The organism is Microbacterium hibisci (assembly GCF_015278255.1).
Lineage (GTDB): Bacteria > Actinomycetota > Actinomycetes > Actinomycetales > Microbacteriaceae > Microbacterium > Microbacterium hibisci.
In genome coordinates this window covers 165,552-189,122 of sequence record NZ_JADIJC010000006.1, presented here as the reverse complement: position 1 = coordinate 189,122, position 23,571 = coordinate 165,552, and the positions used below count along the sequence as shown (strand labels likewise).

The 23,571-nt window shown below is 73.3% G+C and carries 22 protein-coding genes; 9 read left to right on the top strand and 13 right to left on the bottom strand.

Annotated features, from left to right (window positions below):
• Positions 1–147: 147 nt before the first annotated feature.
• The gene (locus IM770_RS12930; protein ID WP_203581555.1) at positions 148–612 is read right to left on the bottom strand and encodes a hypothetical protein; all 465 of its coding nucleotides are present in this window, start codon (positions 610–612) and stop codon (positions 148–150) included.
• Between the two features lie 103 nt (positions 613–715).
• Here IM770_RS12930 and cofG point away from each other — a divergent pair, with 103 nt between their 5' ends.
• From cofG to IM770_RS12905, 5 genes are all read left to right on the top strand, one after another.
• A complete protein-coding gene (gene cofG / locus IM770_RS12925) occupies positions 716–3,238 on the top strand; it encodes a 7,8-didemethyl-8-hydroxy-5-deazariboflavin synthase CofG (protein WP_307785455.1) in 2,523 nt (840 codons plus the stop codon).
• Complete coding sequence (locus IM770_RS12920) at positions 3,235–4,710, top strand: flavin-containing monooxygenase (protein WP_203581553.1); 1,476 nt, start codon at positions 3,235–3,237, stop codon at positions 4,708–4,710. The genes cofG and IM770_RS12920 overlap by 4 nt, the downstream gene beginning before the upstream one ends.
• A 10-nt stretch (positions 4,711–4,720) precedes the next feature.
• Positions 4,721–5,734 (top strand): glucose-6-phosphate dehydrogenase (coenzyme-F420), encoded by a 1,014-nt coding sequence (gene fgd, locus IM770_RS12915; protein ID WP_203581552.1) that lies wholly within the window; start codon positions 4,721–4,723, stop codon positions 5,732–5,734.
• 122 nt (positions 5,735–5,856) lie between these two features.
• Positions 5,857–6,468: a 2-phospho-L-lactate guanylyltransferase gene (gene cofC, locus IM770_RS12910; protein WP_307785454.1), complete on the top strand. Its 612-nt coding sequence runs from the start codon at positions 5,857–5,859 to the stop codon at positions 6,466–6,468.
• 136 nt (positions 6,469–6,604) lie between these two features.
• Entirely contained in the window at positions 6,605–7,036 is a 432-nt protein-coding gene (locus tag IM770_RS12905; RefSeq protein WP_203581551.1) for a cupin domain-containing protein, read from the top strand.
• Positions 7,037–7,052: 16 nt separating this feature from the next.
• On the opposite strand, the gene IM770_RS12900 is transcribed toward IM770_RS12905, so the two are convergent.
• From IM770_RS12900 to IM770_RS12850, 11 genes are all read right to left on the bottom strand, one after another.
• Positions 7,053–7,796: a sulfite exporter TauE/SafE family protein gene (locus IM770_RS12900; RefSeq protein WP_307785453.1), complete on the bottom strand. Its 744-nt coding sequence runs from the start codon at positions 7,794–7,796 to the stop codon at positions 7,053–7,055.
• A 1-nt stretch (position 7,797) separates the two neighbouring features.
• A complete protein-coding gene (cofD, locus tag IM770_RS12895; RefSeq protein ID WP_203581549.1) occupies positions 7,798–8,781 on the bottom strand; it encodes a 2-phospho-L-lactate transferase in 984 nt (327 codons plus the stop codon).
• Between the two features lie 7 nt (positions 8,782–8,788).
• Entirely contained in the window at positions 8,789–9,631 is an 843-nt protein-coding gene (locus IM770_RS12890; protein WP_203581548.1) for a uroporphyrinogen-III synthase, read from the bottom strand.
• A 187-nt stretch (positions 9,632–9,818) separates the two neighbouring features.
• Entirely contained in the window at positions 9,819–10,118 is a 300-nt protein-coding gene (locus IM770_RS12885) for a hypothetical protein (RefSeq protein WP_203581547.1), read from the bottom strand.
• The gene (locus tag IM770_RS12880) at positions 10,108–10,509 is read right to left on the bottom strand and encodes a phage holin family protein (RefSeq protein WP_203581546.1); all 402 of its coding nucleotides are present in this window, start codon (positions 10,507–10,509) and stop codon (positions 10,108–10,110) included. The genes IM770_RS12885 and IM770_RS12880 overlap by 11 nt, the downstream gene beginning before the upstream one ends.
• Before the next feature lie 4 nt (positions 10,510–10,513).
• A complete protein-coding gene (locus IM770_RS12875; protein WP_203581545.1) occupies positions 10,514–10,903 on the bottom strand; it encodes a hypothetical protein in 390 nt (129 codons plus the stop codon).
• 99 nt (positions 10,904–11,002) lie between these two features.
• A complete protein-coding gene (locus IM770_RS12870) occupies positions 11,003–12,538 on the bottom strand; it encodes a protoporphyrinogen/coproporphyrinogen oxidase (protein WP_203581544.1) in 1,536 nt (511 codons plus the stop codon).
• A gap of 54 nt (positions 12,539–12,592) precedes the next feature.
• Positions 12,593–13,429, bottom strand: coding sequence for an ABC transporter ATP-binding protein (locus tag IM770_RS12865; protein ID WP_203581543.1), 837 nt, complete (start codon positions 13,427–13,429; stop codon positions 12,593–12,595).
• Entirely contained in the window at positions 13,426–14,541 is a 1,116-nt protein-coding gene (locus tag IM770_RS12860) for an ABC transporter ATP-binding protein (protein ID WP_239066162.1), read from the bottom strand. Before IM770_RS12860 ends, IM770_RS12865 begins: the two co-directional genes overlap by 4 nt.
• Before the next feature lie 4 nt (positions 14,542–14,545).
• On the bottom strand, positions 14,546–17,287 hold the full coding sequence (locus IM770_RS12855) for an FtsX-like permease family protein (RefSeq protein WP_203581542.1): 2,742 nt from the start codon (positions 17,285–17,287) through the stop codon (positions 14,546–14,548).
• Positions 17,284–19,671, bottom strand: coding sequence for an FtsX-like permease family protein (locus IM770_RS12850; RefSeq protein WP_203581541.1), 2,388 nt, complete (start codon positions 19,669–19,671; stop codon positions 17,284–17,286). The genes IM770_RS12855 and IM770_RS12850 overlap by 4 nt, the downstream gene beginning before the upstream one ends.
• 139 nt (positions 19,672–19,810) lie before the next feature.
• Here IM770_RS12850 and IM770_RS12845 point away from each other — a divergent pair, with 139 nt between their 5' ends.
• Complete coding sequence (locus IM770_RS12845) at positions 19,811–20,392, top strand: HhH-GPD-type base excision DNA repair protein (protein ID WP_203581540.1); 582 nt, start codon at positions 19,811–19,813, stop codon at positions 20,390–20,392.
• A complete protein-coding gene (locus IM770_RS12840) occupies positions 20,392–20,814 on the top strand; it encodes a DUF1801 domain-containing protein (protein WP_203581539.1) in 423 nt (140 codons plus the stop codon). The genes IM770_RS12845 and IM770_RS12840 overlap by 1 nt, the downstream gene beginning before the upstream one ends.
• A 67-nt stretch (positions 20,815–20,881) precedes the next feature.
• On the opposite strand, the gene IM770_RS12835 is transcribed toward IM770_RS12840, so the two are convergent.
• Complete coding sequence (locus tag IM770_RS12835) at positions 20,882–21,343, bottom strand: GNAT family N-acetyltransferase (RefSeq protein WP_203581538.1); 462 nt, start codon at positions 21,341–21,343, stop codon at positions 20,882–20,884.
• 164 nt (positions 21,344–21,507) lie between these two features.
• On the opposite strand from IM770_RS12835, the gene IM770_RS12830 reads away from it, so the two are divergent.
• The gene (locus IM770_RS12830) at positions 21,508–21,975 is read left to right on the top strand and encodes an NfeD family protein (RefSeq protein WP_203581537.1); all 468 of its coding nucleotides are present in this window, start codon (positions 21,508–21,510) and stop codon (positions 21,973–21,975) included.
• A gap of 62 nt (positions 21,976–22,037) precedes the next feature.
• Complete coding sequence (locus IM770_RS12825; RefSeq protein WP_203581536.1) at positions 22,038–23,558, top strand: flotillin family protein; 1,521 nt, start codon at positions 22,038–22,040, stop codon at positions 23,556–23,558.
• Positions 23,559–23,571: the final 13 nt, after the last annotated feature.

Genomic DNA, 23,571 nt, shown 5'->3' with positions numbered 1-23,571 from the left:
CGACCGGCCCCCTTCGTTCCCCGCGGCCGCCGCAACTGCTGCACTTTCCTGCAACAGCTGTGTCGATTCACGCCGCAGTTACCGGAAAGTGCAGCAGTTGAGGGCCCCGGCCCGCGGCAGCCTGGGCCGGCGCGGGGGTCGCTGCGGTCAGACGGCTGGGGCCGGCGCGGGCGCCTTGCGCGAGCGGGGCTTCTTCTCGGGCACGACGGGAATCGTCCCCGTCTCGGCCGCGATGTCGGCGACGTCGGCCGCCTCTTCGGCGACCTCGACGCGCAGCGCCTGCACGAGCGCGAGGCCGTGGCGCGTCGTCAGGATGATCCGCTGATACTCGGGGTGACCCTCGAGGTCGATCACGACGCTCGGCCGGCGACGACGCACCAGGGTGAAGTCGTCGCCGCCCGCGGAACGCCAGGTGCCCATCGCGATCACGCCGCGAACGAGCGTGCCGGGACTCGGGATGCCTCGCAGCCAGGTCCACGCGTCGTCGGTGAGCTGCACCTTGGTGATCGTCGAGCGCTCGATGACGACATTCCCCTTGCGGAATGACAGGGTGCGCTCCGACAGCGACAGCACGACCTCGAGCTGCGTCGAGTCGAGCAGCAGCGTCACCATGCGACTAGTCTGCCAGCGGCTCCGCCGCGAACCGGGCTCATTTGCTTACGGGAGGGCAACGATCCGCGACCCCGGCATCGGCGGGCGGTGCGAGACTGGATCGGTGACCGTCGTGTCCCCCTCCGTCACCGAGCCCGTCGCCGCAGCCTCTCCCGCCGCGGTCGACGCCGCGCTCGCACGCGCCGCGGCCGGCGAGCGCATCGACGCCGCCGACGCCGAGGCGCTGCTGTCCGCAACCGGGGCGCGGTTCGAGCGTCTGCTCGCGATCGCCGCGGAGATGCGGGATGCCGGGCTCGCGGCATCCGGTCGTCACGGCGTCATCACGTACTCGCGCAAGGTGTTCGTGCCGCTCACCACGCTCTGCCGCGACCGCTGTCACTACTGCGTGTTCGTCGACACGCCCGGTCAGCTTCTGAAGAAGCACAAGCCCGCGTACATGTCGCCCGAGCAGGTGCTCGCCGTCGTGCGGCAGGGGCAGGCCCTGGGCTGCAAGGAGGTGCTGCTCACGCTCGGCGACCGGCCGGAGGACCGCTGGCCCGAGGCACGCACCTGGCTCGATGAGCACGGGTTCGCCTCGACGATCGAGTACGTCGCGCACATCGCGCGTCTGGTGACCTCCGAGACGGGGCTGCTCGCGCATGCGAACCCCGGCGTGATGAGCGCGGAGGAGCTGCGGATGCTGCGGCCCGTGGCGCCCTCGATGGGCATGATGCTCGAGACCACCTCGCGCCGGCTGTTCGAGCAGCCCGGGCAGGTGCACTACGGATCGCCTGACAAGGATCCCGCCGTACGGCTCGAGGTCATCGACGCGGCAGGGCGCGAGCGCGTGCCCTTCACGACGGGCATCCTCGTCGGGATCGGCGAGACCGTCCGCGACCGCGCCGAGTCGCTCGTCGCGATCCGCGACGCCCATGAGCGCCACCGGGTCGAGGCTCCTGGCACCGACGGGCCGCAGGGCCACGTGCAGGAGGTGATCGTGCAGAACTTCCGCGCGAAGCCCCGCACCGCGATGCAGGGCGCGCCCGACGCGGAGCTGCTCGAGTACGTCGCCGCCGTCGCCGTCGCCCGGCTCGTGATGGGCCCGCGCATGCGCATCCAGGTGCCCCCGAACCTGTCCGACCCGACGGAATTCGACCTGCTCGTGCGCGCCGGTGCCGACGACTGGGGCGGGGTCTCGCCGCTGACGGCTGACCACGTGAACCCCGAGCGCCCGTGGCCGCACCTCGACGACCTGGCCCGCATGACGGCCGAGCTCGGCTTCGAGCTGCGCGAGCGCCTCACGGCCCAGCCCGAGTTCGTGCACGACGCCTCGACGTGGATCGACCCCGCCCTGCAGCCCGCCGTCGCCGCGCTCGCGGATCCGGCGACGGGCCTCGCCGCGGCGGATGCGCCGCGTGCGGGCGTTTCGACTTCGGGCGCTGGAGCGCCCTCCGCTCGACGACCGGAACCTGAGTTCCGGCCGTTGAGCGAGCGAGGAGCGCGGTCGTTGAGCGAGCTTGCGAGTCGAAACGCAGAGTCGAAACGCCCCGGGGCCGGGAACGGCATGGGGTCGACACGCATCCGGCGGCTCGCCGAGGCCGCGGCGGCCGACCCGCTCGCCCTCGACGACGCCGAGTGGGTCACACTCCTCGAGGCGACGGGCGACGATCTCGACGCGCTCGCGGCGACCGCCGACGACGTGCGCCGCTACACCGTCGGCGAGGCGGTGACGCTCGTCGTCAACCGCAACCTCACGTCGAGCGGCCTCCGCGCGACGCCGGACCCCGCGGACCCGACGACCTTCACGCTCGACGACGTCGGCGCCATCGCCGCCGACGCGCGGGATCTCGGCGCGACCGAGCTGTGCGTGCAGGGCCTCCTCCCCGCCGACCAGGATCCGGCGGGCTACCTCGAGATCGCCCGTGCGATCAAGGCGGCGGCCCCCGGCATCCACCTCCACGCGTATCGCCCGCAGGATGTCCGCGACCTCGCCGACCGCGGCGGCCTCGGCCTGGAGGGCGCGCTCAGCGCCCTGCGGGAGGCGGGCGTCGACACGGTCCCCGGCACCGGCGTCAAGGTGCTGAGCGAGCGCGTGCGCCGGCTCGTCGCTCCCACTGATCTCGAGATCGACCGCTGGGTCGAGGGCATCACCGCGGCGCACCGCGCCGGCTTCCGGTCGACGAGCGTGCTGTTCTACGGCCACGTCGAGACGGCCGCCGAGCGCATCGCGCATCTGCGCCGGCTCCGCGAGATCCAGGACGCTTCGGCGACCTCAGCGACCGGGGGCGGCTTCTCGGAGTTCGTGCCGATCCCGCTGCCCGGCCCCTCGGGTGGCGTGCCTCTGGTACCCCGCCGTGCGGCGATCGACGAGCACCGTGCCATGGTCGCCGTGTCGCGGCTGCTGCTCTCGGGCAGCATCCCGCACGTGCAGATCCCATGGACCCGCGTCGGGCGCGAGGCATCCGTCGTCCTCCTGCAGTCCGGTGGCGACGACCTCGGCGGCACCCTGCTCGACGGCCGCGTGAAGCCCCAGGCCGGCATCGAGCACGGCCTCGAACTGCCGGTGACGGATGCCGCGGCCATGGTCACGCGCCTGTTCCGGCCGTTCCGCCTGCGCACGACCACCTACGGTCAGGTGACCGGATGACCCGGGTCGAGGTCGCGATCGTCGGAGCCGGATTCGCCGGCATCGGCGTGGCGTCGGCGCTGCGCCGCGCGGGACGCGACGACTTCGTCGTGCTCGAGCGCGCGGCATCCGTCGGTGGCACGTGGCGCGACAACACGTACCCGGGTGTCGCGTGCGACGTGCCCTCGCACCTGTACGGCTTCGCGGCGCACCCGAACCCGTCGTGGTCGGGCACGTACGCGAAGGGCGCCGAGATCCACCGGTACCTCGACGGCGTCGTCGACGCGGAGGGCCTGCGCGACCGCGTGCGCTTCAACACACCGGTGCGCCGGGCGGAGTGGGATGCCGCGCACGAGGTGTGGCGCATCGGCACCGGACCGGCGCCCGACGACGACATCGTCGTCGCCGACGTGCTCGTGCTCGCGTGCGGACGGCTGACCGAGCCCACCGTTCCCCGGGTCTCGGGGCTCGGGACCTTCCCGGGGCCGCTCTTCCACTCCGCTCGCTGGGACCACGCGGCCGATCTCGCCGGCGCCCGCGTCGGCGTCGTGGGCACCGGGGCCAGCGCGGTGCAGATCGTGCCCGAGCTCGCCCGGACGGCGGCGCACGTGACGCTGTTCCAGCGCACGCCGGCGTGGATCGTGCCGCGCGGCGGCGACGCGTACTCCGACGCCGACCGGGCCCGGTTCGCCGCGACGCCGCAAGCGCTCGAGGCTCTCCGCGCTGAGCTCTACGCCGAGGGCGAGGCGCGCTTCGCGTCGCGCTCGGGCGACTCGGCAGCCGCCGCCGAAGCCGAGGCGGTGGCCCGCGCGCATCTCCGCCGGCAGGTCGCCGACCCCGCGCTCCGCGCCGCGCTCACCCCCGACTACGCGTTCGGGTGCAAGCGCGTGCTCCTCTCGGACGAGTTCTACCCCGCCGTCGCGTCCGACGCCGTCACGCTCGTGCCCGAGGCCCTGACCTCGGTCGAAGGCTCGACGCTCATCGCCTCGGACGGCTCGCGCCACGAGGTCGACGCGCTCGTGCTCGCGACCGGGTTCGCCTCGACCCGGCAGCCCTACGCCGAGCTGGTCTCGGGCGAGGGCGGGCAGACGCTCGCCGAGCACTGGTCGGCCGGCATGACGGCGTTCGGCTCGACGGTCGTCGCCGGCTTCCCGAACCTCTTCGTGCTCAACGGGCCCAATGCCTCTCTCGGCCATTCTTCGTCCGTGCTGATGATCGAGGAGCAGGCGGCTTACGTCACGCGCGTCCTCGACGCTCGCTCCGGCCGCGTGCTGCGCGTCGACCCCGCCGCCGAAGACGCCTACACCGCCGAGATCGCGCGGGCCGCGGCATCCACCCGCTGGATGACCGGCGGATGCCGCAACTGGTACGTCGACGAGCGCTCGGGCCGGCTCGCCCTGCTGTGGCCGGGCACCGTCGACGCCTTCCGCGAGCGGCTCGCCCGCGCCGACGGCTCGGAGTTCCTCCCCGTCCCCGTTCCCCTTCCCCGCTGAGAGGAAACCCATGTCTGTGCCCCTGCGCTTCGGCTACAAGGCCTCCGCCGAGCAGTTCGGCCCGGCCGAGCTGCTCGACTACGCGATCCAGGCCGAGGAGGCGGGCTTCGACTCGGTCTTCATCTCGGACCACCTGCAGCCGTGGCTGCACGACGGCGGCCACGCTCCGGCATCCGTTCCCTGGCTCGGCGCGCTGGGCGCGAAGACCTCGCGCGTGCTCATCGGCACGTCGGTGCTGACGCCGACGTTCCGCTACAACCCCACGGTCGTGGCGCAGGACTTCGCGACGCTCGGCGTGATGTACCCGGGGCGGGTGATCCTCGGCGTCGGCACGGGCGAGGCGCTCAACGAGGCGAACCTCGGCATCACGTGGCCCGACCCGCCCGAGCGGTTCCAGCGGCTGAAGGAGGCGATCGGCCTCATCCGCCGGCTGTGGTCGGAGGACCGCGTCAACTTCGACGGCACGTACTATCACGCGCACAACATCACGATCTACGACAAGCTCCCCGAGCCCGTGCCGATCTACATCGGCGCCGCCGGCCCCGCCGCGACGCGACTGGCCGGCCGGATCGCCGACGGCTTCATCACGACGTCGGGCAAGAAGCGCGAGCTGTACACCGACACGCTGCTGCCGGCGCTGCACGAGGGTCTCGAGAAGGCCGGACGCGCGCCCGACGCGATCGACACGCTGATGGAGATCAAGGTCTCGCTCGACTCGACGCTCGAGGCCGCGCGCGAGAAGACGCGGTTCTGGGCGCCGCTGGCGCTCACCCCCGAGGAGAAGATGGGCGTCGACGACCCCATCGAGATGCAGCGCCTCGGCGAGGCCCTGCCGATCGAGCGGGCGGCGTCGCGCTTCATCGTGTCGGACGACCCCGACGAGCACGTCGAGCGCATCGGCTGGTACATCGACCTCGGCTTCCGGCACCTCGTCTTCCACGACCCTGGCCACGATCAGGGCACGTTCCTGCGGATGTACGGCGAAGAGATCCTGCCGCGCCTGCGCGCGAAGTACGGCGCGTGAGCCCGCTGTTCGGTCGCCGGCGGCGCGCGGAGCGCACAACTCAGGCAGAACCGCCCCGCGGCCGGCGTATCGACGCGCAGCCACCCGATCTGCCTGAGTTGCGACCGGTGCGGTGGGTCGTCGTGATCCCGGTGAAACGGGCGGCACGCGGCAAGTCCAGGCTCGACGTCGCCGGTGCGGACCGCGCCGATCTCGCCCACGCGATCGCGCTCGACACGATCGAGGCGGCGGCGCGGTGCGAACTCGTCGCGCAGGTCGTCGTGGTGTCGGACGACCCGGCGCTCGCGCGCGAGTCGGCGATGATCCCGGCGCTCCGGTTCGTGCCCGAGGGCGACCCGCGCGGCCTCGACGCGGCGGTGGCGACGGGCGTGGCTGCGATCGATCCGGACGGACGGATGCCGCGCGCCGCCCTCCTCGGCGACCTCCCGTCGCTGCGACCCGGTGACCTCGCCGACGCGCTGCGGGCCGCGGCATCCGTCGACCGCGCCGTCGTGGCCGACGCCGAAGGCACCGGCACGACGCTCGTCACCGCCGCCCCCGGCGTCGCGTGGACGTCGTCGTTCGGCGACGGGTCGTTCGCCCGGCACGTCGCCCTCGGCTGCCAGGCCCTCGCGATGACGGATGCCTCGACCCTGCGCCGGGACGTCGACACGGCCTCTCAGCTCGAGGCGGCCCGCGCCCTGGGTCTCGGCCCGCGCACGGCCGCGCTGCTCGCCGCGGCCCGCCCCGCCTGACCTCAGGAGGCGGCACTTGTGGCCGCCTCATCCCGACGGAGGCGACCATAGCTGCCACCTGGGCGGGCACGGACAGAGGTGGACTGATACCTGCCATTCGGCGCCATCGCACCGGGCACGCCAATAGCCTGTGGCCATGAGCGATTACGAAGTGCTGGAGATGGGCGGGCCCGACCAGTGGCGGGCGCACTACGGCGGATTCACTCCCCAGAAGTCGCGCGACGGTCGCCGCGTCGTCGACCACGACCTGACGATGCAGTACATCGGCATGACGGCGAACGCCTTCGAGCCCGGCGAGCAGGCGGGCTACTGGCACACCCACGCTCGTGTCGAGGAGCTGTACGTCTTCCTCGCCGGCCGCGGCCAGATGGGGCTCGACGACAAGGTGGTCGACGTCGGCCCCGGCACCGTCGTGCGGGTCGGTCAGGGCGTGTGGCGCACCTGGCGCGCGACGCCCGACAGTCCCGAGCAGCTCCGGTGGCTGTGCATCCGCGCGGGCGGCGAGGAGCTCCCCCACCTGCCCGACGACAGCACGCGCGACGAGGACCGCCCTTCACCCTGGGCGTGAAGCCGCGCCCCGATCGTCAGACGATCAGCAGGTAGACCGCGCCGACGATCGTGAAGACGATCACGAGCTTCTCGAACACGCTCTGCGGCATGCGGTCGGCCAGCCAGCGGCCGAGGAAGGCCGCGGCGACGACCAGCGGCACCAGTACGAGATCGATGAGCAGCCCGGGCACCGTGATGATCCCGATGCCGACCGAGAACGGCACCTTGAACAGGTTCACGATCGCGAAGAACCATGCGGCGGTGCCGAGGAACGCCTTCACCTCGAACCGCGCCGCGAGGAAGTACATCGACATCACCGGACCGGCGGCGTTGGCGACCATCGTCGTGAATCCGCCGAGCGAGCCGTAGGTCGCCGCGGCGACGCGGTGCGAGCCGCCGCTCTCGACGCCCGAGGCGAACCGCCGGCGCAGGAGCGTGATCGCGATGACGGCGAGCAGGATGACCCCGATCGACTTCTTCACCCACACGTCGTCGGCGAACCACAGGAAGACGACTCCCAGGAGCACCCCCACGACGACCGCCGGCGCGAGCTTGAGGAGCGTCCGCCAGTCGGCGTGCCGGCGGTACATCGTCACGGCGAAGATGTCGGCGACGATCAGCAGCAGCAGGAGCACGCCGGTCGACTGCTTGGCCGGCAGTACGGCCGCGAAGATCGCGACGGCGATCGTGCCGGCCCCCGGCACGGCGGTCTTCGACAGCCCGACGACGACGGCGCCGACGGCCAGCAGCGCCCACGCCCACCACGCGAGCTCGGGCACGTCAGACCTCAGCGGCGTCGAGCGCCGCCGCTCCGAGCGCGGCCTGGCGCGCGGCATCCGTCATCCACAGCGGACGGACGAGGGAACGGATGCCGAGCCCGGCCACCTCGGCGGCGGCGGCCTCGTCCTCCTCGGCGAGCAGCCAGGTGTCGAGCAGTCCGCCGCGTTCCCGCGCGCCGTAGAGGCCCGCGACCGCGACCGCGGAGGTGTCGACGCCGATCGCCGTGAGGCAGACATCGGCCATGCCGCGTACGACCTTGCCGCCGACGATGGGCGAGACGCCGACGACGGGCGCGGACGTCGAGCGCAGCGCGTCGCGCACGCCGGGCACGGAAACGATCGGACCGATCGACACGACCGGGTTCGAGGGGGCGAGCAGCACCGCGTCGGCGTCGGCGATCGCCTCCACGACGCCCGGTGCGGGCGATGCCGCCTCGACGCCGGGGTTCTCGAAACGCGCGGGCGCGAGCGTGGCGCGATGGCGCGTCCACCACTCCTGGAAGTGCAGGCGCGCGCCGTCCTCGAGAACCACGACGGTGTCGACCTCGGCGTCGGTCATCGGCAGCAGGCGTGCACCGAGATCCCACCGATGCGACATGCGCTCGAGCACCTGCGTGGGGGTGAGCCCGTCACGCAGCCAGCCGGTGCGCGCGAGGTGGGTGCCGAGGTCGAGATCGCCGAGGGTGAACCAGGGCCAGCCGGCGCCCCACTCCTGCAGCTCGTGGTTGACCCGCTCGGTGTCGCCCTGCCGGCCCCAGCCGCGCTCGGTGTCGTTGACCCCCGCGAGCGCGTACGTGATCGAGTCGACGTCGGGCTGCAGCCGCACGCCCGAGAGCCACAGATCGTCTCCGGTGTTGACGACGACGGTCAGCGCGGCGGCGGTGTCGTCGATGCCGCGGGCACGCAGCGCGGCGCGGACGCCCAGGACGAAGCGCGAGCCCCCGACGCCGCCCGCGAGCACGACGATGCGGGGCGTGCCGGACACGGTGGCGTCAGCCTCGGTCGCCGCGGAGCTGCGGGAGCACGCCGGTCTTGGGCGCGAACTCGTCGGCCGCGTGGGGCAGCGAGAACTTCGCGACGGCGTCGATGAGCGCGTCGACCGTCTGCGCGTCGGCGACCACGTCGACGTCGAGGCCGGCGCGGCGGGCGTCCTTGGCGGTGCGCGGGCCGATCGCGGCGATGAGGGTGGTCTCGGGGATGTCGGGGAACTGCTCGTGCACCTGCTGGGCGACCGAGCCGCTGGTGACGAGGATGGCGTTGATGCGGCCGGACTGCACGTCCTCCGCGATGCGCTCGGTGACCGGGACGCCCACCGTGCGGTAGGCGACCACGCTGCGGACACGATGGTCGGCATCGGTCAGCATGCGGGTGAGCACGGGCTTCGCGATCTCGCTGCGGAGGGTGAGGATGTCGCGCGCCTGCGGCTCGAGGGCGATGAGCTGCTCGGCCATGCCGGCGGCGGAGTTGTCGCGCTCGGGCACCAGGTCGACGCGGTAGCCGACGGCGAGCAGGGCGGCTGCGGTGGTCTCGCCGACGGCTGCGACCTTTGTGGACGCCGGCACGACCGCCCGGTAGGCGTAGAGCACATCCACCGTCGTGGCACTGGTCACGGTGAGCCAGTCGAACTTGCCGGCGGCGAGGTCGGCGAGCGCCGCCTCGAGAGCCGCCTGGTCGTTCGTGGGCGCGAAGTTGATGAGGGGAGCGATCACGGGCGTCGCACCCTGACGTCGCAGGGTCGCCGCCACGCCGTCTCCCCAGGGGCCGCCACGGGGCACGAGAACGCGCCAGCCGGTCAGGGGTTTGACGGACTGCTGCTGTGCTGCGGCGGTGTTCATAAGGGGGGTCGACTCTCGATGGTGCTCAGTCGGCCGCCCTAGACGATGAGGCAGCCGACGCGCGATTCGAATCGGGTTCGCGCGGTCGGCAGCATACGCACCATTGCACTGCCTTGCCTCACGAGCATACCCCTGATCGCAGCGGGTGCGACCCCGGCCCTCTGCAGAGCGCGGCGCCCCGGGCGGCTCAGCGGGTGTAGAGACGGACGAAGCCCCACACGGCGGCGCCGACGGCGACCGCGCCGACGACCACCGCGACCGCGGTGGCAGCGGGGTGGCGGCGCTGGAAGCCGCGCGCCTTGTCGATGCCCTCGTCGACGGCGAAGGCGACGCGTCGCGGCACGTTGGCCTTCTGCTCGATCGCCGCCAGCGCGGCTTTCAGCTCGGTCCGGGCGTGCTCGACCGGGTCGTCGATGCCGAAGGGCACAGCGGTGCGGGGCAGCACCACGCGGGAGTTCGACACCGGCACGGGCGCGTCAGAGCTCATCGCGCACCTCCTTCACGTCCAGGGCGATCGACTGCACAGGGTTCTGCCTCTCGCTGATCTTGCGGAACCGGCGATAGCCGATGAACGCGAACAGCGCCGCGAGGAGCAGCATGGCGACGAACACGATCAGAGCGGCCGCCCAGACGGGCATCCACAGCGCCAGTACGGCGATGATGATGGTGCCGAGCACCGGCACCGACCAGAACAGCACGAACAGCGCGAGGAAGACCCAGAGCGCACCCCATCCGCCGTCCTTCGCGGTGCGGGCGAGCCAGGCCTTCGCGGCGTCGACCTCGGCGATGACGAGGTTGCGGATCAGCTCCGGGATGTCACCCAGCAGGGTGAGCAGGCTGTCGTCCGCGCGGTCGCGGAAGCCACGGGGCGTCGTCATGACGTCAGGCCCCGCCGCGGCCGTTCTCGGAGGCGTCGTCGATCGCGTCGTCGACCGCGTCCTTCACCGCCTTGGCCGAGCTCTGCGCCGCGGCTTCGACGTCGTCGGCTGAGTCCTTGCCCACCTTGATCGCGGCGTCCAGCCGCTGGCCGGGCGTGCCCTTGGCCCCCGCTGCCTGCGTGACCTTGACGGCCGACTCCCAGAGCGTCGAGGGCAGCGCCATCGCCTGGGACTTCGCGAAGTCCTTGACTTTGTCGACCTGCGTCTGCACCGGTTCGGCGTTCCAGACCTTCAGCCACTGCGCCTTGATCTGCTCGTAGCGCTCGCGGCCGGCGCGACTGCCGAGCACGTACCCGATCGCGATCCCGACGACGAGTCCTGCCTTGCCCTTCATGAGGTCTCCTCACGCTCGGTGTTGCCCTGACGACCATCCCAGGTTAGCCCTGTATGCCGATTCCGGCATCCACCCTTGACACCGGTCGTCGCCCCGTGCTCACCGGCCCCCAGCACCGCCCCACAGCACGGCTCGCCGCAAGCGGTCGGTCTCGTCGTGCGCGTCCGCGACGACCTGGGCGAGCCCGCTCCCCGACAGCCACGCGCCGACCGCGGCGACGCCCGGGGCCCGCGCGATCGCGGCGCGCGCCTCGTCGGTCCGCTCCCGATGCCCGAGCGCCGAGGCGGGCGGCACGAGCGTGTAGACGCCGCGGTGCGCGTCCACGACGCGGTCTTCGCCCAGTCGGACGCCGAGGAGAGCGTATGCCTCGTCCGCGGCCAGCCTGACCGCTTCGGCGTCGCTGACACCCGCCGTCGCGGGTGCGACGCCCGGGCCGCCGAAGGCGATGCGCAGCAGGTGGCGGCCTTGGCCGAGTCCGCGCGCCAGCCACTCCCACCGGGCGGTCTCGTGCACGAGCCCCGTCGCCCGCGACGATCCCGGCACGGCGTGGACGTGCACGCCGCGCGGAGCGCCGTCGAGCTCGGGCGCGTCGACGAGGAGCGTCACGACCTCGCGCGCGATGCCCGCCGGTTCGGCGGCGGTGAACGCGGGATCCTCCAGCACCGGCCCGAGCAGGCTGCGCGCTGCCGCCTCGTCGGTGGCGACGACGACGGCGTCGGCGCGCAGCCGCCCGGCGTCCGAAGCCTCGGCGGCACCGTCGTCGCCGGTCGCGGGGCGAACGGTCGCCGCGTCGGCGTCCGCTCCCCCGTCGACCTCGATGGTCCACGCGCCGTCGGCGCGCGCGAGCCCCGTCGCCCTCGCTCCCGTGCGGATGTCGGCCCCGCGGGCGACGAGCCGTTCGCGCAGCGCGGCCACGAGCAGCGGCATCCCGCCGTCGAGTCCCTCGGTCGCGGATCCGCCGGCGTCGACGCGCAGGTCGGCGACCGCACCCCCGAGCCAGCCCGTGCGGGTGAGCGCGGTGCTCAACCCCGGTGCGGCGACCTCGACGTCGACGTCTTCGGGCAGCAGGCCGAACCGGTCCACGGTGAGCGGGGCGACGAGCCGGTCGCGCACCTTGTCGCCCATGCGGCCGCGCACGAGTCGCCCGAGGCTGCGCTGCGTGCCGATCGTCAGCGGCGGGCGCAGGCGGTCGAGATACGCGCGCCACGTGCCGCCCCAGCCGATGATCCGGCGGACGCGCTCGTCCCACGGGTTCGCGGGGATGCCCAGCACCTGCTCGACCGGGAGCGGCGCCGCCGCGTCTCTGGCCAGGCCGGCGATCCATTCGCTGTCATCGCGCGGACGCACGATCGCGGCGTCCGGCAGCACCTCGTCCACCAGCCGCCGCACCGCACCGCCGCGGGTGGACCAGCAGCTCGCCCCGATCTCGACCTCGCGGCCGCCGAGCGAGGTCGACGCGACCTTGCCGCCGAGACGAGCGGATGCCTCCACCACCGTCACCGTCATGCCCACCTTCGCCAGCTCCCAGGCGGCGACGAGTCCGGCGATCCCGCCTCCGATCACGACCACGCGCGTCTGACGGGCCTGGTCGACGAGGTCGTGGAGGGGTTCAGCCGCGTCGGTCACGGCATCCATCCTCCCATCCGGTGCGCCGCCCCTCCGGGCGGCGCCGGCCCGCGCCCTCTCGCGTCAGGCCTCGGACTCGCGCTGCGCCCGCGCCTCGGCCCGTGTGCGCGGTGCTGCGTCGGTCGCTCCCTCGGCGACGCCGTCGCCGTCGGAACCGACCTCGCCGTCGAGGTCGCCGTCGCGATCGCCGTGGCCGTCGGTCGACCGTGACGGCGCGGCCCCGCCGACCGAGGTCACGCGGCCGTCGTGCAGCTCGATCACGCGGTCGGCGCGCTGCACGAGCAGCGGGTCGTGGGTCGAGACGATCGCGGCGAGGCCCTGCAAGTGCACGAGCTCGCCGATGAGGTCCATGACCGTCGCCGCGGTGCGCGAGTCGAGCTGCCCGGTCGGCTCGTCGGCGATGAGCACGTGCGGCTGCGCGGCGATGGCGCGCGCGATCCCCACCCGCTGCTGCTGACCGCCGGAGAGCTCACCCGGACGCTGTGCGGCGTGGCCTGCGAGGCCCACGAGCCGCAGCGCCTCGGCGACGCGCCGGTCGCGCTCGGCGGGGGGCGTCTTGACGATCCGCAGCGGCAGCTCGACGTTCTCGGCGGCCGAGAGGATCGGGATGAGCCCGAACGACTGGAACACGAACCCCAGCCGCTCGCGCCGCAGCGCCGCCAGCGCCTCCTCGTCGAGCGAGGTGGCCTCGACGTCGCCGACCCACACGCGTCCCGAGGTGGGGCGCTCCAGCCCGCCGAGCATGTTCAGCAGCGTGGTCTTGCCCGCGCCCGACGCGCCGCGCACCACGACCAGCTCGCCCGGCGCGACCTCGATGTCGATGTCGACGCAGGCGTGCACGTCGCCCGTCGCGGTGGAGAACGTGCGCGAGAGCTTCTCGCCGCGCAGTGCCGGCGTCATGAGGGCTCCTGTCGAGTGGAGATGTCGGATGCCGGGGCGCGAGGCGCTTCGACGGGCTCAGCGACCGGTTCACCTTCGGTCGGCGGCGCTTCGACCGGCTCAGCGACCGTCGGCGGCGCTCCGGTGGGATCGGCCGCGGCCGGGTCGGCGGCGGTACGCGCGCGCGCCTGCCCGGGCCACACGCCGACGTGGTCGGGTTCGAGTGCGAGGCGCACGCGCTCACGGAGGTCGAGCGCCGCCACGAAGTCGTCGGGAAGCTGCAGCCGGCCCACGCGGTCGAGCACTGCGTACTCCTCGGCGACGTGCTGCTCGGCGCCGTGCTCGTCGAGCCGCATCGAGCGGAGCACCTCGGTCGACGTCCGCCCGTCGCGGATCTGCACGGTGTGCGCGACGTGCTCCGACACCGCGGGATCGTGCGTCACGATGAGCGTCGTGACGCCCAGCTCACGGTTGACCGAGCGCATCGCCTCGAGCACGTGGGCGCTCGTGGTGTCGTCCAGCTCGCCCGTGGGCTCGTCCGCCAGCAGCACGCGCGGCTCGTTCGCGATGCCGACGGCGATCGCGACGCGCTGCTGCTCGCCTCCCGACATCTCGGCGGGCCGGCGGTCGGCGCAGTGCGAGACCTCGAGCAGGTCGAGCAGCTCGGCCACTCGAGCGCGGCGCGCCGCGGCGCCGCGGACGCTCCCGGTGATCGCCAGCACCGCGGCGACGTTCTCGCTCGCCGACAGGTACGGCAGCAGGTTGCGGGACGTCTGCTGCCACACGAACCCGACGCTGCGGCGGCGGAACTCGACCCGCTCCTTCTCCTTCATCGTGAGGAGGTCATGACCGGCGACCCATGCCACGCCGGCCGTCGGCTGGTCGAGGCTCGACAGGATCGACAGGAGAGTGGACTTGCCCGAGCCGGACGCCCCCACCACCGCCACGAGCTCTCCCGGGTCGATGCGGAGGTTCAGTCCCTGCAGCGCCTGCACCTCGACGCCGGCGCCGTTCGCGGTCTGCACCTTGAAGATGCGGACGAGATCCGCGCACAGGATGTCGGCGTCCGGCGCGGCACGCGGTCCCGTCGCGGCCGGCGTGCTCCGCGGCGGGCGATCTGGTCGAGCCACCATGGTCCTATCCTTCCTCCACCGTGCGCAGCGCTCCCGCGGCGCGCACGCGGCGGGAGACGAGCAGGGCGATCGCGGTCAGCACCACCGCGAGGGCGACGAATCCTCCGACCGTCAAGAGGAGGATTCCAGGATCGATCGCGTACGCCGGCGCCTCGGACGATCCGGTGAACGGCCGCAGGTCGACGGCCGCCATCACGACCAGCGGGATGATGGCTCCGAAGACGGTGCCCGCGATCACGGCGGCCGCCGCCGGCGGGCCGATCTCCCACAGGGCGAGCGAGGACGACGAGCGCCGCGGTGCACCGAGAGTCCGCAGCAGCGCGAGCAGGCGGGCGCGGGGGCCGGCAGCGAGAGCGAGCGTCATGACGATCGCGAGTGCGCTGAGGAGCGCCGCGACGCCGGTCGCGAGGAGCAGGGCCCAGCGCACTCCCTGTACGGCCGGTCCGGACTGGATGAAGGTCGCGACGTCGGCGGCCGTCTCGATGCGGACCGTCGGCCCGAGCACCTCGCGCAGCGCCGCATCGACGGCATCCGTCTCGGCCCCCTCGTCGAGGCTCACCAGGATCGTGCGGTCGCTGGGGTCGCGCCCGAGCACGTCTTCGGCGTACGACGCGTCGATCGCGACCCAGTTCGCCCGTGCGCCGATCGGCACGGGGCCGCGGGTCACGCCCACCAGCTGCGCATCGACGCCGTCGAGGCTCAGGTCGTCGGCGTCGCCGATCAGATCGGCGGCGTCTCCCGATGCGACCAGCGGCATCGGCCCGTCCGCGACCGGCTCGAGCGTGACCCCGGGCGGCAGCATGCCGGGTCCGTCGCCCTGGACGGCGCGGAGGTCGGCCGCGTCGACCACGAAGACGGAGGTGTTCTCGCGCACGCCGTCGATGACGATCGTCGCAGCGTCAGCGCCCGAGACGGCCGTCGCGAGGTCGACCCCGTCGACCTCGCCGACGCGGTCGACCTGGTCCCGCGTGAACAGCGCACCCTGCACGCTCATGTCCGCGCCGACCTGGGCTCGCGACGCTTCCGAGACGCCCGCCTGCAGCGTCGACAGCAGCACCGCCGACGACATCGCGACCGACAGTCCGACCACGAGTGCGAGCACCGGCGTGACACCGAGGGTCGGCTCGCGCAGTGCCCGCGCCGAGCCGAGGAAGGCGTCGAGATCTGCACCGGCGCGCGCTCGCGCGTGCGCCGCGGCGAGCGGCAGCGGGTACAGGCGGATGGTCAGGAGGCACGCGACGAGCGCCAGGAGCAGCGGCGTCGCCGCGAGCAGCACATCGACTCCGTCGCTGTAGCCCCGGACGAACAGCAGCACGAGCGCGGTCGCGGCGAGCCCCGCGACGACCGCCTCGGCGATGATCCGCACCCGCGAGCCGTGGAGGCCCAGGTCGGTCCGCACCTGTCGTTCGGCGGCCGCGGGCGCGAGCACCAGCAGGATCACCACGGGTGCGGCCCCGGCGACGATCGCGGTGGCGACGCCGCCGGCGCTAGGCGCGGCGCCGAACGCCAGCGCGCCGACGATGACGACGGCCGTCGATCCGATCAGCGCGGGCAGGACGCCGACGAGCACGCCCTCGGTGGCGAGCAGTCCCCGCAGCTGCCCGAGCGACGCGCCGCGCGCCGAGAGCAGCCGCAGGCTGGGGCGGCGTCCCTCGAGGATCAGCCGGCAGCCGAGCACGAGGACGGCGACGGCCACCCCGACCGGACCCGCCACGAGCATCGCGATGAGGCCTGCCGTCGACCGCTGCTGGGCGAGCGCGGACTCGATGGCGGCCGTGACATCGGCGTCGAACCGCAGGCTCAGCAGGCCCGGGCCCTGGTCCATGGTCCCGATCGGGTGCGACACCGCAGTCAGCCGGTTGAGTGCGGCGACCGTCTTCTCGGCGTTGTCGCCGTCGATGCGCGCGGTGTCGGCGGGGTACCAGACGAGGGTCGAACGGCGGTCGCCGAGCCCGGCCGAGACGAGCGACGCCGGGTGCGCGTACGCCGTGCCGGTCACCCGGCGCGGCGAGTTGCCGTCGTCGAAGACGAAGGGCTCGAGCACCGAGGTGACGTGATCCCAGTACTCCGAGTCGGGGTCGACGGCTTCGAACAGGCCGACGAGCACGAGTTCGACAGGGGCTTCGAAGTGGCCCACCGACCTCACTTCGCCCACGGTCCACTCCAGCTCCGCGGCGGAGTCCTCCGAGAGCACGATCTCGATGCGGTTGAGGATCGGCAGTTCGCCCTCGTCGGCGTCGGCCGGATCGGCGAGATAGCTCACCGCGGGCTCCGGCATCCGTCCCTCCACGATGCGGATCTCGTCCTCGTACCCGGGATCGAACGCGATCGTCGCCGCCTGCGTGCCGTCGCCGCCGAGGAGCGGGTTGTCGGCATTGCGCGTGACCATGCGGCCCGGTGCGAGCACGTCGGGCAGGGGCGCGTCGGCGCCGGCGCGGATGTCTTCGACGGAGGCCGCGAACCCGCCCCAGATCTGCTCCGTCGTCGGCGGCTCGAGGTACGGTTCCGTGCCGAGCTGCGGGAACGCGGTGCCCGAGACGTTGTCGGAGACGACGTCTCGGAGCGTGGGCGAGACGCTGTCGAGGCGGTCGCGCAGCGTCGCATCGCCCACCGCGCTCAGCGCCGCGGGCACCGCCGTGGCGAGCACGGCGAGCACGAAGACGAGCAGTGCGACGATCGCACCGCCCCCGGCGTGCGACCGGACGTGATGGGCGACCAGCGCGCGGGTCGACACGCGGCGGCTCATCGGGATTCCTCCCCCACCGTGCTGGTGCGGGCGGCGCGCGACACGCTCATGGCGACCGCGACGACCACGACGGCGAGCCCCGCCACGAGCACGGCCACCGCCGCCCCGAGAGGCGCCCACGCGAACGAGATGCCGCCCGCGGCGGACAGGATGCCGGGGGTCACGGCCCGCACGAGCGACGGCACGATCAGCCACGATGCGAGCGCGCCCGACACCGCGCCGAGCACGAGGGCGGCGCCGAAGACGCCGCCGAGCTCGGCCGCACGCATGCGGCCCTGTGTCGCGGACCGGATGCCCAGGGCACGCAGCACCCCGAGCTCGCGGCCGCGCGCGATCGCGAGGGTCTGCACGATCGCGAACGCCGCGACCAGCGACAGCGCCATGGCGCCCGCGGTGGCGATCCACCAGCCCGGCACCAGGGCGTGCGTGACCTCCGCCGCGACGCCCGGCGCCGCCGTCGCGACCGGGCGATCGTCGAGGGCCGCGCTCATCGCGACGTCGGCCCCGGGATCGCCGGCCGACCACACCGAGTTCGGCGCGACGAACGTCGGATCGCGCTGCAGCTGCGACACGAGCACGTTCTCGAGCGGCGCGAAGAACGCCAGATCGGACGACGCGCCGGGCACGACGTCGGCGATCGACGAGACGACCGCGTCACCGCGGCGCCCGCTTCCGGCGTAGCGGAACTCGAAGGCGTCTCCCGGCCCGATGCCGAGATGATCCGCGAGGGCGGATGTGACGACGGCGGTCACGGGGCCGGGCTCACCGTCGGGGGCCCCGCCGTCGGCGACCCACACGATGACGTCGTTCACCCCGCCCGGGAACTCGGCCTCGGCCCGGATGTCGAGCGGATCGCCGTCCACCGCCTCGACCGACTCGACGGTCACCGACGTCGTCACGGCCTGGTCACGGAAGGCCGCGACCGCGAGCAGCCGCCAGGGGGCGGTGCCCTCGGGCAGCGGCGCCTCCGCCACGAGGGTCGTCGAGTCGTCGTCGTTCGCCTGCAGCTCGCCCTCGAGCAGCACATCCTCCGGCGTGCCGGCCGCGTCGAGCAGCAGCGCGACGATCCCGAAGCGGGCGCGGCCAGTACCCGACGAATCTGCCCGAGCGGTCACGCGGAGCGCCGTCGCATTCTCGCCGAGAGGCACAGGGTCGGCTGTCACCGCCGCGCCCGAAGCGGCAGTGTCGGGTCCAGCGGTGTCGGGCGAGGCGGTGGCCTCGAGCGCGGCCTTGTCGACGAGGCCGCCGGCCGAGGTCACGACCGCGTCGATCCCCGTCGTCGGCACGGCGACGAGCTCGGCGTCGGCGTCGCCGATCTCGACCTCCTCCACCGAGGCGGGGGCAGACGCCTCGACGCCGGCGACGGACGCCGCCGCCGCGACGTGCGCGGGGTTCGCATACTGCGGCGACATGTCGACGCGCAGGTCGGCGCCCGCACGCACGGCGGCGGAGTCGGTCACCATCGCGCTCCACGTCGCGCTGTACGCGGACGCGAAGACGGCCTGGGCGACAGTGAGCGCGACGAGCAGCACGGCGACGGCGTAGATCGGGATGCGGCGCGCCACCTGCCGGGCGGGATACCCGGGCTGCAGCGAGGGGAAGCCGGCGGCAGGACGTGCCCACGCGGCGGCCGCCGCACCGAAGACCGCGAGCGCCACGAGCGCCGCCGCGAGGAGCACCACTGCGGGGGCGACCGCGACGATCGGGTCGAAGCCCGCTCCGCGAGCGAGCGGCAGCTGCCACACGACGAGCGCGGAGGCGAGGAGCACGACGACGATGAGGGCCGCGGTGGTCGCGCGGGCTGCGCGGGTGGTCGTGCGGCGGCCCTCGCCCCGGCGGAGCGCGATCGCGAAGACGGCCGCGAGCACGACGGCGGTGGCGAGCACCCACGGCCACGACGCGAGCGCGCCGGCCGGTTCCGCACCGAGCGCGATCGCGAGCCCGACGGCGAGGACGACGCCGACCACCGTGCCCACGAGCGCGACCACGACGCCTTCCGCGGCATCCGTCACCGCGGCCTGACTGCGCGAAAAGCCGCGCGCACGGATCGTCGCCGTCTCGTGCTCGCGGGCGGCGGCGACGAGGCGCGCGAGCTGCGCGACCGCGGTTCCGGCGAGGAGCGCGACCAGGATCACCAGTGCCGGGGCGGCCGAGGAGAGATCGGCGGCCCCCGCGCGTGCCTGTGCGGCCACCTCGTCGGCCGACACGCCGGGCGGCGCCGGATCGCCCGCGAGCGCCACCGCCCGCTCGAGCCACGCGATCACGACCGACACCGTCGCCACGGCCACCGCGACGGTCGCTGCCGCACTCGCCAGCAGCCCTGCGCGCGCCCACGCCCGCTGCCTGAGCAGTCGCGTCGGCGACGGCGCGCGGCGATCGGGCATGAGCTCGGTCCTCCGCGGTTCGATCGGCGCTGACGGGTCTGGAGCAAACCTAACCGAACGCCGATCTCGGCGCGGCACCGGGTTCCATCGCTCCCGGGCTCGCGTCCCACGCGCGACGCGCGAGTGGGAGACTGAGGCCATGACGCTCCACATCACGGGCGACGCCGCCGCCGACCGCCTGCTGACCGACGACCCGCTGGCCCTCCTCATCGGGATGCTCCTCGACCAGCAGGTCGCGATGGAGACCGCGTTCGCCGGTCCCCTCAAGATCTCGGAGCGGGCGGGGACGTTGGATGCCGCGGCCCTGGCCACGTTCGATCCGGAGGCGTTGATCGAGCTGTTCAAGGCGACGCCCGCCGTCCACCGCTTCCCGGGGTCGATGGCCGCCCGCGTACAGGCGCTCTGCGCGGCGGTCGACCAGGACTGGGACGGCGACGCGGCGGCCATCTGGACGCGCGACTACCCGGACGGCGCGACGGTGCTGAAGCGCCTCAAGACCCTGCCGGGGTTCGGCGAGCAGAAGGCGAAGATCTTCCTCGCCCTGCTGGGCAAGCAGTACGGCTACAGCGGGGCGGGGTGGCGCGAGGCCGCGGGCGCGTACGGCGAAGAGGGGTCGTTCCGCAGCGTGGCCGACATCGTCTCGCCCGAGTCGCTCACGAAGGTGCGCGAGCACAAGCGCGCGATGAAGGCCGAGGCCAAGAGCGGGGGCGGCGGAGTCTGATGCGCAAGACCGGGGGCGATGTCGACGAGTTCGTCGCCGGCGTGAAGCCGGCGAAGCGGCAGCGCGACGCGGTCGCGATGATCGAGCTGCTGCGCGAGGTCACGGGCCGCGAGCCCGAGCTGTGGGGCACGATCATCGGCTTCGGGGCGTGCCACTACCGTTCTCCGGCAGGCACGGAAGGCGACGCCCCGATCGCGGCGTTCGCCCCGCGGCGCGAATCCACCACGCTCTACACGCTGAGAACCGCTGCCCACGGCGACCGACTCGCACGACTGGGCCCGCACGAGACGGGCGTGAGCTGCCTGTATCTCAAAGACCTCGACGCGGTCGACGCCGACGTGCTGCGCGAGATCGTGGCTGACGATTACCGCCGCGTGCTCACGGGCGACACCGGCGACACCGCCTACACCGTCACGGAGTGACGGCCGTCGGCCCGGCACTGCACGCGCCATCCGCTCAGGGGCACCGATCCCTACGCCGCGCCAGCGCTCATCGGCTCGCTTCGAGCGGCCTCGACCACGCCGTCTCGCCGTCGAGCTGGCCGGTCTGCCGGAACAGGCGCACCTGGTGGGTCTCGGCCAGGACCCGGGCGAGTTCGTAGCGGTCGGCCGGAGCGAACTCGAGGCTCTGCCAGAACGGACCCGAACGACGGCTGAACAGCCAGGCCGTCGTCGCACCCTCCGCCGCCGCGCGCTCGAGGGCGAATCGCGCCAGCGCGCTGCCCCGCCCACGTGAGCGCTGCGCAGAGCCGACGGCGACGCTGCGGATCAGCGCATGCCGGCCGTCGCCGCTCAGCTCGTACCCGGTGCTGCCGATGACGGCGCCGTGCTCGTCACTCTCCAGCCACAGGCGCACGCCGGCGCCGTCGAGTCCGCTGGTCGTGAGGTCGGCCACGCTCAGGAACGCCGCCAGCGCCGGGACCTCGTTGACACCGCACCGCTCCAGACGCACCGCTCCAGTCAATCACCGGTGCGAGCCGACGAGCGACGCGGAGACGGATGCCGCAGCCGCCGCTCCGCGCGTTATCCACAGTCCCCGGAGTCGGGACGCCGAGTCCCAACGGCCCGCTAGGGTGGGGGAACCCGCCCGGATCCGCCCACTCGCCTGGAGACACCGTGCTGCCCTTCCTCATCGTCGGAGGCGTCGGCCTCGCCGTGCTGCTGCTCTCGCTCATCGTCGGCGACATCTTCGACCACTTCGACATCGGCGACGGCGCCATCTCGGGCACCGCGCTGGGGATCGCGGCCGTCGTGTTCGGGGCGTCCGGCGCCCTCACCGCCACGAACGGGCTCGACACGCTCTGGGCGTACGTGCTCGCCGCCGTGCTGGCAGTCATCGCCTACGTCATCGCCGTGGTCTTCGTGAAGCGGCTGACCAAGAGCTCCGACGGCGTGCCGGCGTCCGCTCTCGGTCTCTCCGGGGTGACGCGCTCGACGGTCTCACCGGCCGGCGGCGAGGTCAGTCTCGACGGCCCGCACGAAGTGGAACGGCGCCTCGCGTACGCCGACGACACCATCGCCGAGGGCGCGCGCATCCGCGTCGTCGAGCACACCGGCACCCGCGTCAAGGTCGTCGCGGAGTAAGACCCACCCGCAGCCAGGGCCGGGAAGCCCCGGGTTGCGGCATCCCTCGAGAAAGGTCGTTCATGACGAACGAACTCATCCAGATCATCGCGGTCGTCGCCCTCATCGTGGCGGTGCTCGGGCTCATCACCTTCATCGCCCGCCGCATCCGCCGCGTCCCCCCGAACGAGGCGCTCGTGATCGTCGGCCGCGGGGCCGGCCGTCCCGCACCCGGCGAGACCGGCTCCGGCCAGCGCGTCGTCATCGGCGGCCGCACGTTCGTCTGGCCCATCCTCCAGCAGGGCTTCTCGATCTCGCTCGAGCAGCGCCAGATCGGCATCACGGTGGAGGGCGTCGACAAGAACCGCATCAAGATCGCCATCAAGGCCTCGATCAACTTCAAGGTGTCGGGTACCGAAGACGGGGTGCGCCGCGCCGCGCAGCGCTTCCTGTCGCAGCAGGACCTCCTGACCGAGATCATCAAGGAGTCGCTCGAAGGCTCGCTGCGCTCGATCGTCGGCGACATGACCATCGAGCAGATCATCTCCGACCGCAAGAGCCTGTCGGACCGCGTCGTCGCCGAGACGAAGGCCGACCTCGTCGAGCAGGGTCTGCAGGTCGACCTGCTCAACATCAGCGACATCTCGACGCCGGGCAGCGACTACCTCGCGAACCTCGGCCGCGCCGAGGCGGCCCGCGCCCGCCAGGTCGCCGAGATCAGCGAGGCCGAGGCGTCCCGTGCCAGCGAGTTCGCGCGCATCGAGGCGTCGGAGCAGATCGCCGAGCGCCAGAAGGCCCTCGCCCTCAAGCAGGCCACGATCAAAGCCGAGACAGACCGCGCGAACGCCGAAGCGCAGGCGTCGGGTCAGCTGGCGACCGCCGAGCAGGACAAGCTCGTCGCCGTGCAGGAGCGCGAAGCGCTCACCGAGCAGGCGCTCGTGACGCAGGAGCGCCTCGACATCGAGATCCGCAAGCCCGCCGAAGCGCAGGCCTACGCCGAGGTGCAGCGCGCGAACGCCCTGCGTGACGCCGCGAACGCCGCCACCGAGGCCGACGCCTACAAGCGCACGAAGATCGCCGAGGCGAACAAGGTCGCAGCCGTCCAGGACGCCGAGGCCGCCGCGACGGCGGTGCGCTTCTCCGGCGAGGCCGAGCGCGACAAGCAGGTCGCCCTCGCTGCCGGTATCAAGGCCGAAGGCGAGGCCCGCGCCGCGGCGATCCAGGCCGAGGGTCTCGCCGAGGCGGCGTCGACCGACGCCAAGGCCCTCGCGCTGCAGAAGTACGGCGAGGCGGCGCTGGCGCAGGAGATCATCTCGCGCCTGCCCGACATCGTCCGCGCCGCGGCCGAGCCGATCGCGTCGATCGACAAGCTCACGGTCGTCTCGACCGACGGCGCTGCCGAGATGACGAAGACCGTCGGCCGCGTGCTCGGCGAGGGCACCGAGGTCGTGAAGGGCCTGACCGGGCTCGACCTCAACACCCTGCTGCAGGCGTTCGCGCTGAAGACAGCCGGCGCGGACGCCCTGGCCGCCGCGGACGGCGCTCGCGACGTCGCGAAGAACGCCGCCCAGGATGCCGCCGCCGCGCTCGGCACCGCCCGCTGACACGGCCCCGGAA

What these genes read in the sequence shown, in the direction of transcription:
- IM770_RS12865 (WP_203581543.1), bottom strand. Translation starts at nt 13,429, where the DNA reads ATGACGCCGGCACTGCGCGGCGAGAAGCTCTCGCGCACGTTCTCCACC.
- IM770_RS12850 (WP_203581541.1), bottom strand. Translation starts at nt 19,671, where the DNA reads ATGCCCGATCGCCGCGCGCCGTCGCCGACGCGACTGCTCAGGCAGCGG.
- IM770_RS12870 (WP_203581544.1), bottom strand. Translation starts at nt 12,538, where the DNA reads ATGGATGCCGTGACCGACGCGGCTGAACCCCTCCACGACCTCGTCGAC.
- IM770_RS12890 (WP_203581548.1), bottom strand. Translation starts at nt 9,631, where the DNA reads ATGAACACCGCCGCAGCACAGCAGCAGTCCGTCAAACCCCTGACCGGC.
- IM770_RS12855 (WP_203581542.1), bottom strand. Translation starts at nt 17,287, where the DNA reads ATGAGCCGCCGCGTGTCGACCCGCGCGCTGGTCGCCCATCACGTCCGG.
- IM770_RS12825 (WP_203581536.1), top strand. Translation starts at nt 22,038, where the DNA reads ATGACGAACGAACTCATCCAGATCATCGCGGTCGTCGCCCTCATCGTG.
- IM770_RS12875 (WP_203581545.1), bottom strand. Translation starts at nt 10,903, where the DNA reads ATGAAGGGCAAGGCAGGACTCGTCGTCGGGATCGCGATCGGGTACGTG.
- IM770_RS12930 (WP_203581555.1), bottom strand. Translation starts at nt 612, where the DNA reads ATGGTGACGCTGCTGCTCGACTCGACGCAGCTCGAGGTCGTGCTGTCG.
- fgd (WP_203581552.1), top strand. Translation starts at nt 4,721, where the DNA reads ATGTCTGTGCCCCTGCGCTTCGGCTACAAGGCCTCCGCCGAGCAGTTC.
- IM770_RS12920 (WP_203581553.1), top strand. Translation starts at nt 3,235, where the DNA reads ATGACCCGGGTCGAGGTCGCGATCGTCGGAGCCGGATTCGCCGGCATC.
- IM770_RS12845 (WP_203581540.1), top strand. Translation starts at nt 19,811, where the DNA reads ATGACGCTCCACATCACGGGCGACGCCGCCGCCGACCGCCTGCTGACC.
- IM770_RS12860 (WP_239066162.1), bottom strand. Translation starts at nt 14,541, where the DNA reads ATGGTGGCTCGACCAGATCGCCCGCCGCGGAGCACGCCGGCCGCGACG.
- IM770_RS12840 (WP_203581539.1), top strand. Translation starts at nt 20,392, where the DNA reads ATGCGCAAGACCGGGGGCGATGTCGACGAGTTCGTCGCCGGCGTGAAG.
- IM770_RS12885 (WP_203581547.1), bottom strand. Translation starts at nt 10,118, where the DNA reads ATGAGCTCTGACGCGCCCGTGCCGGTGTCGAACTCCCGCGTGGTGCTG.
- IM770_RS12905 (WP_203581551.1), top strand. Translation starts at nt 6,605, where the DNA reads ATGAGCGATTACGAAGTGCTGGAGATGGGCGGGCCCGACCAGTGGCGG.
- IM770_RS12880 (WP_203581546.1), bottom strand. Translation starts at nt 10,509, where the DNA reads ATGACGACGCCCCGTGGCTTCCGCGACCGCGCGGACGACAGCCTGCTC.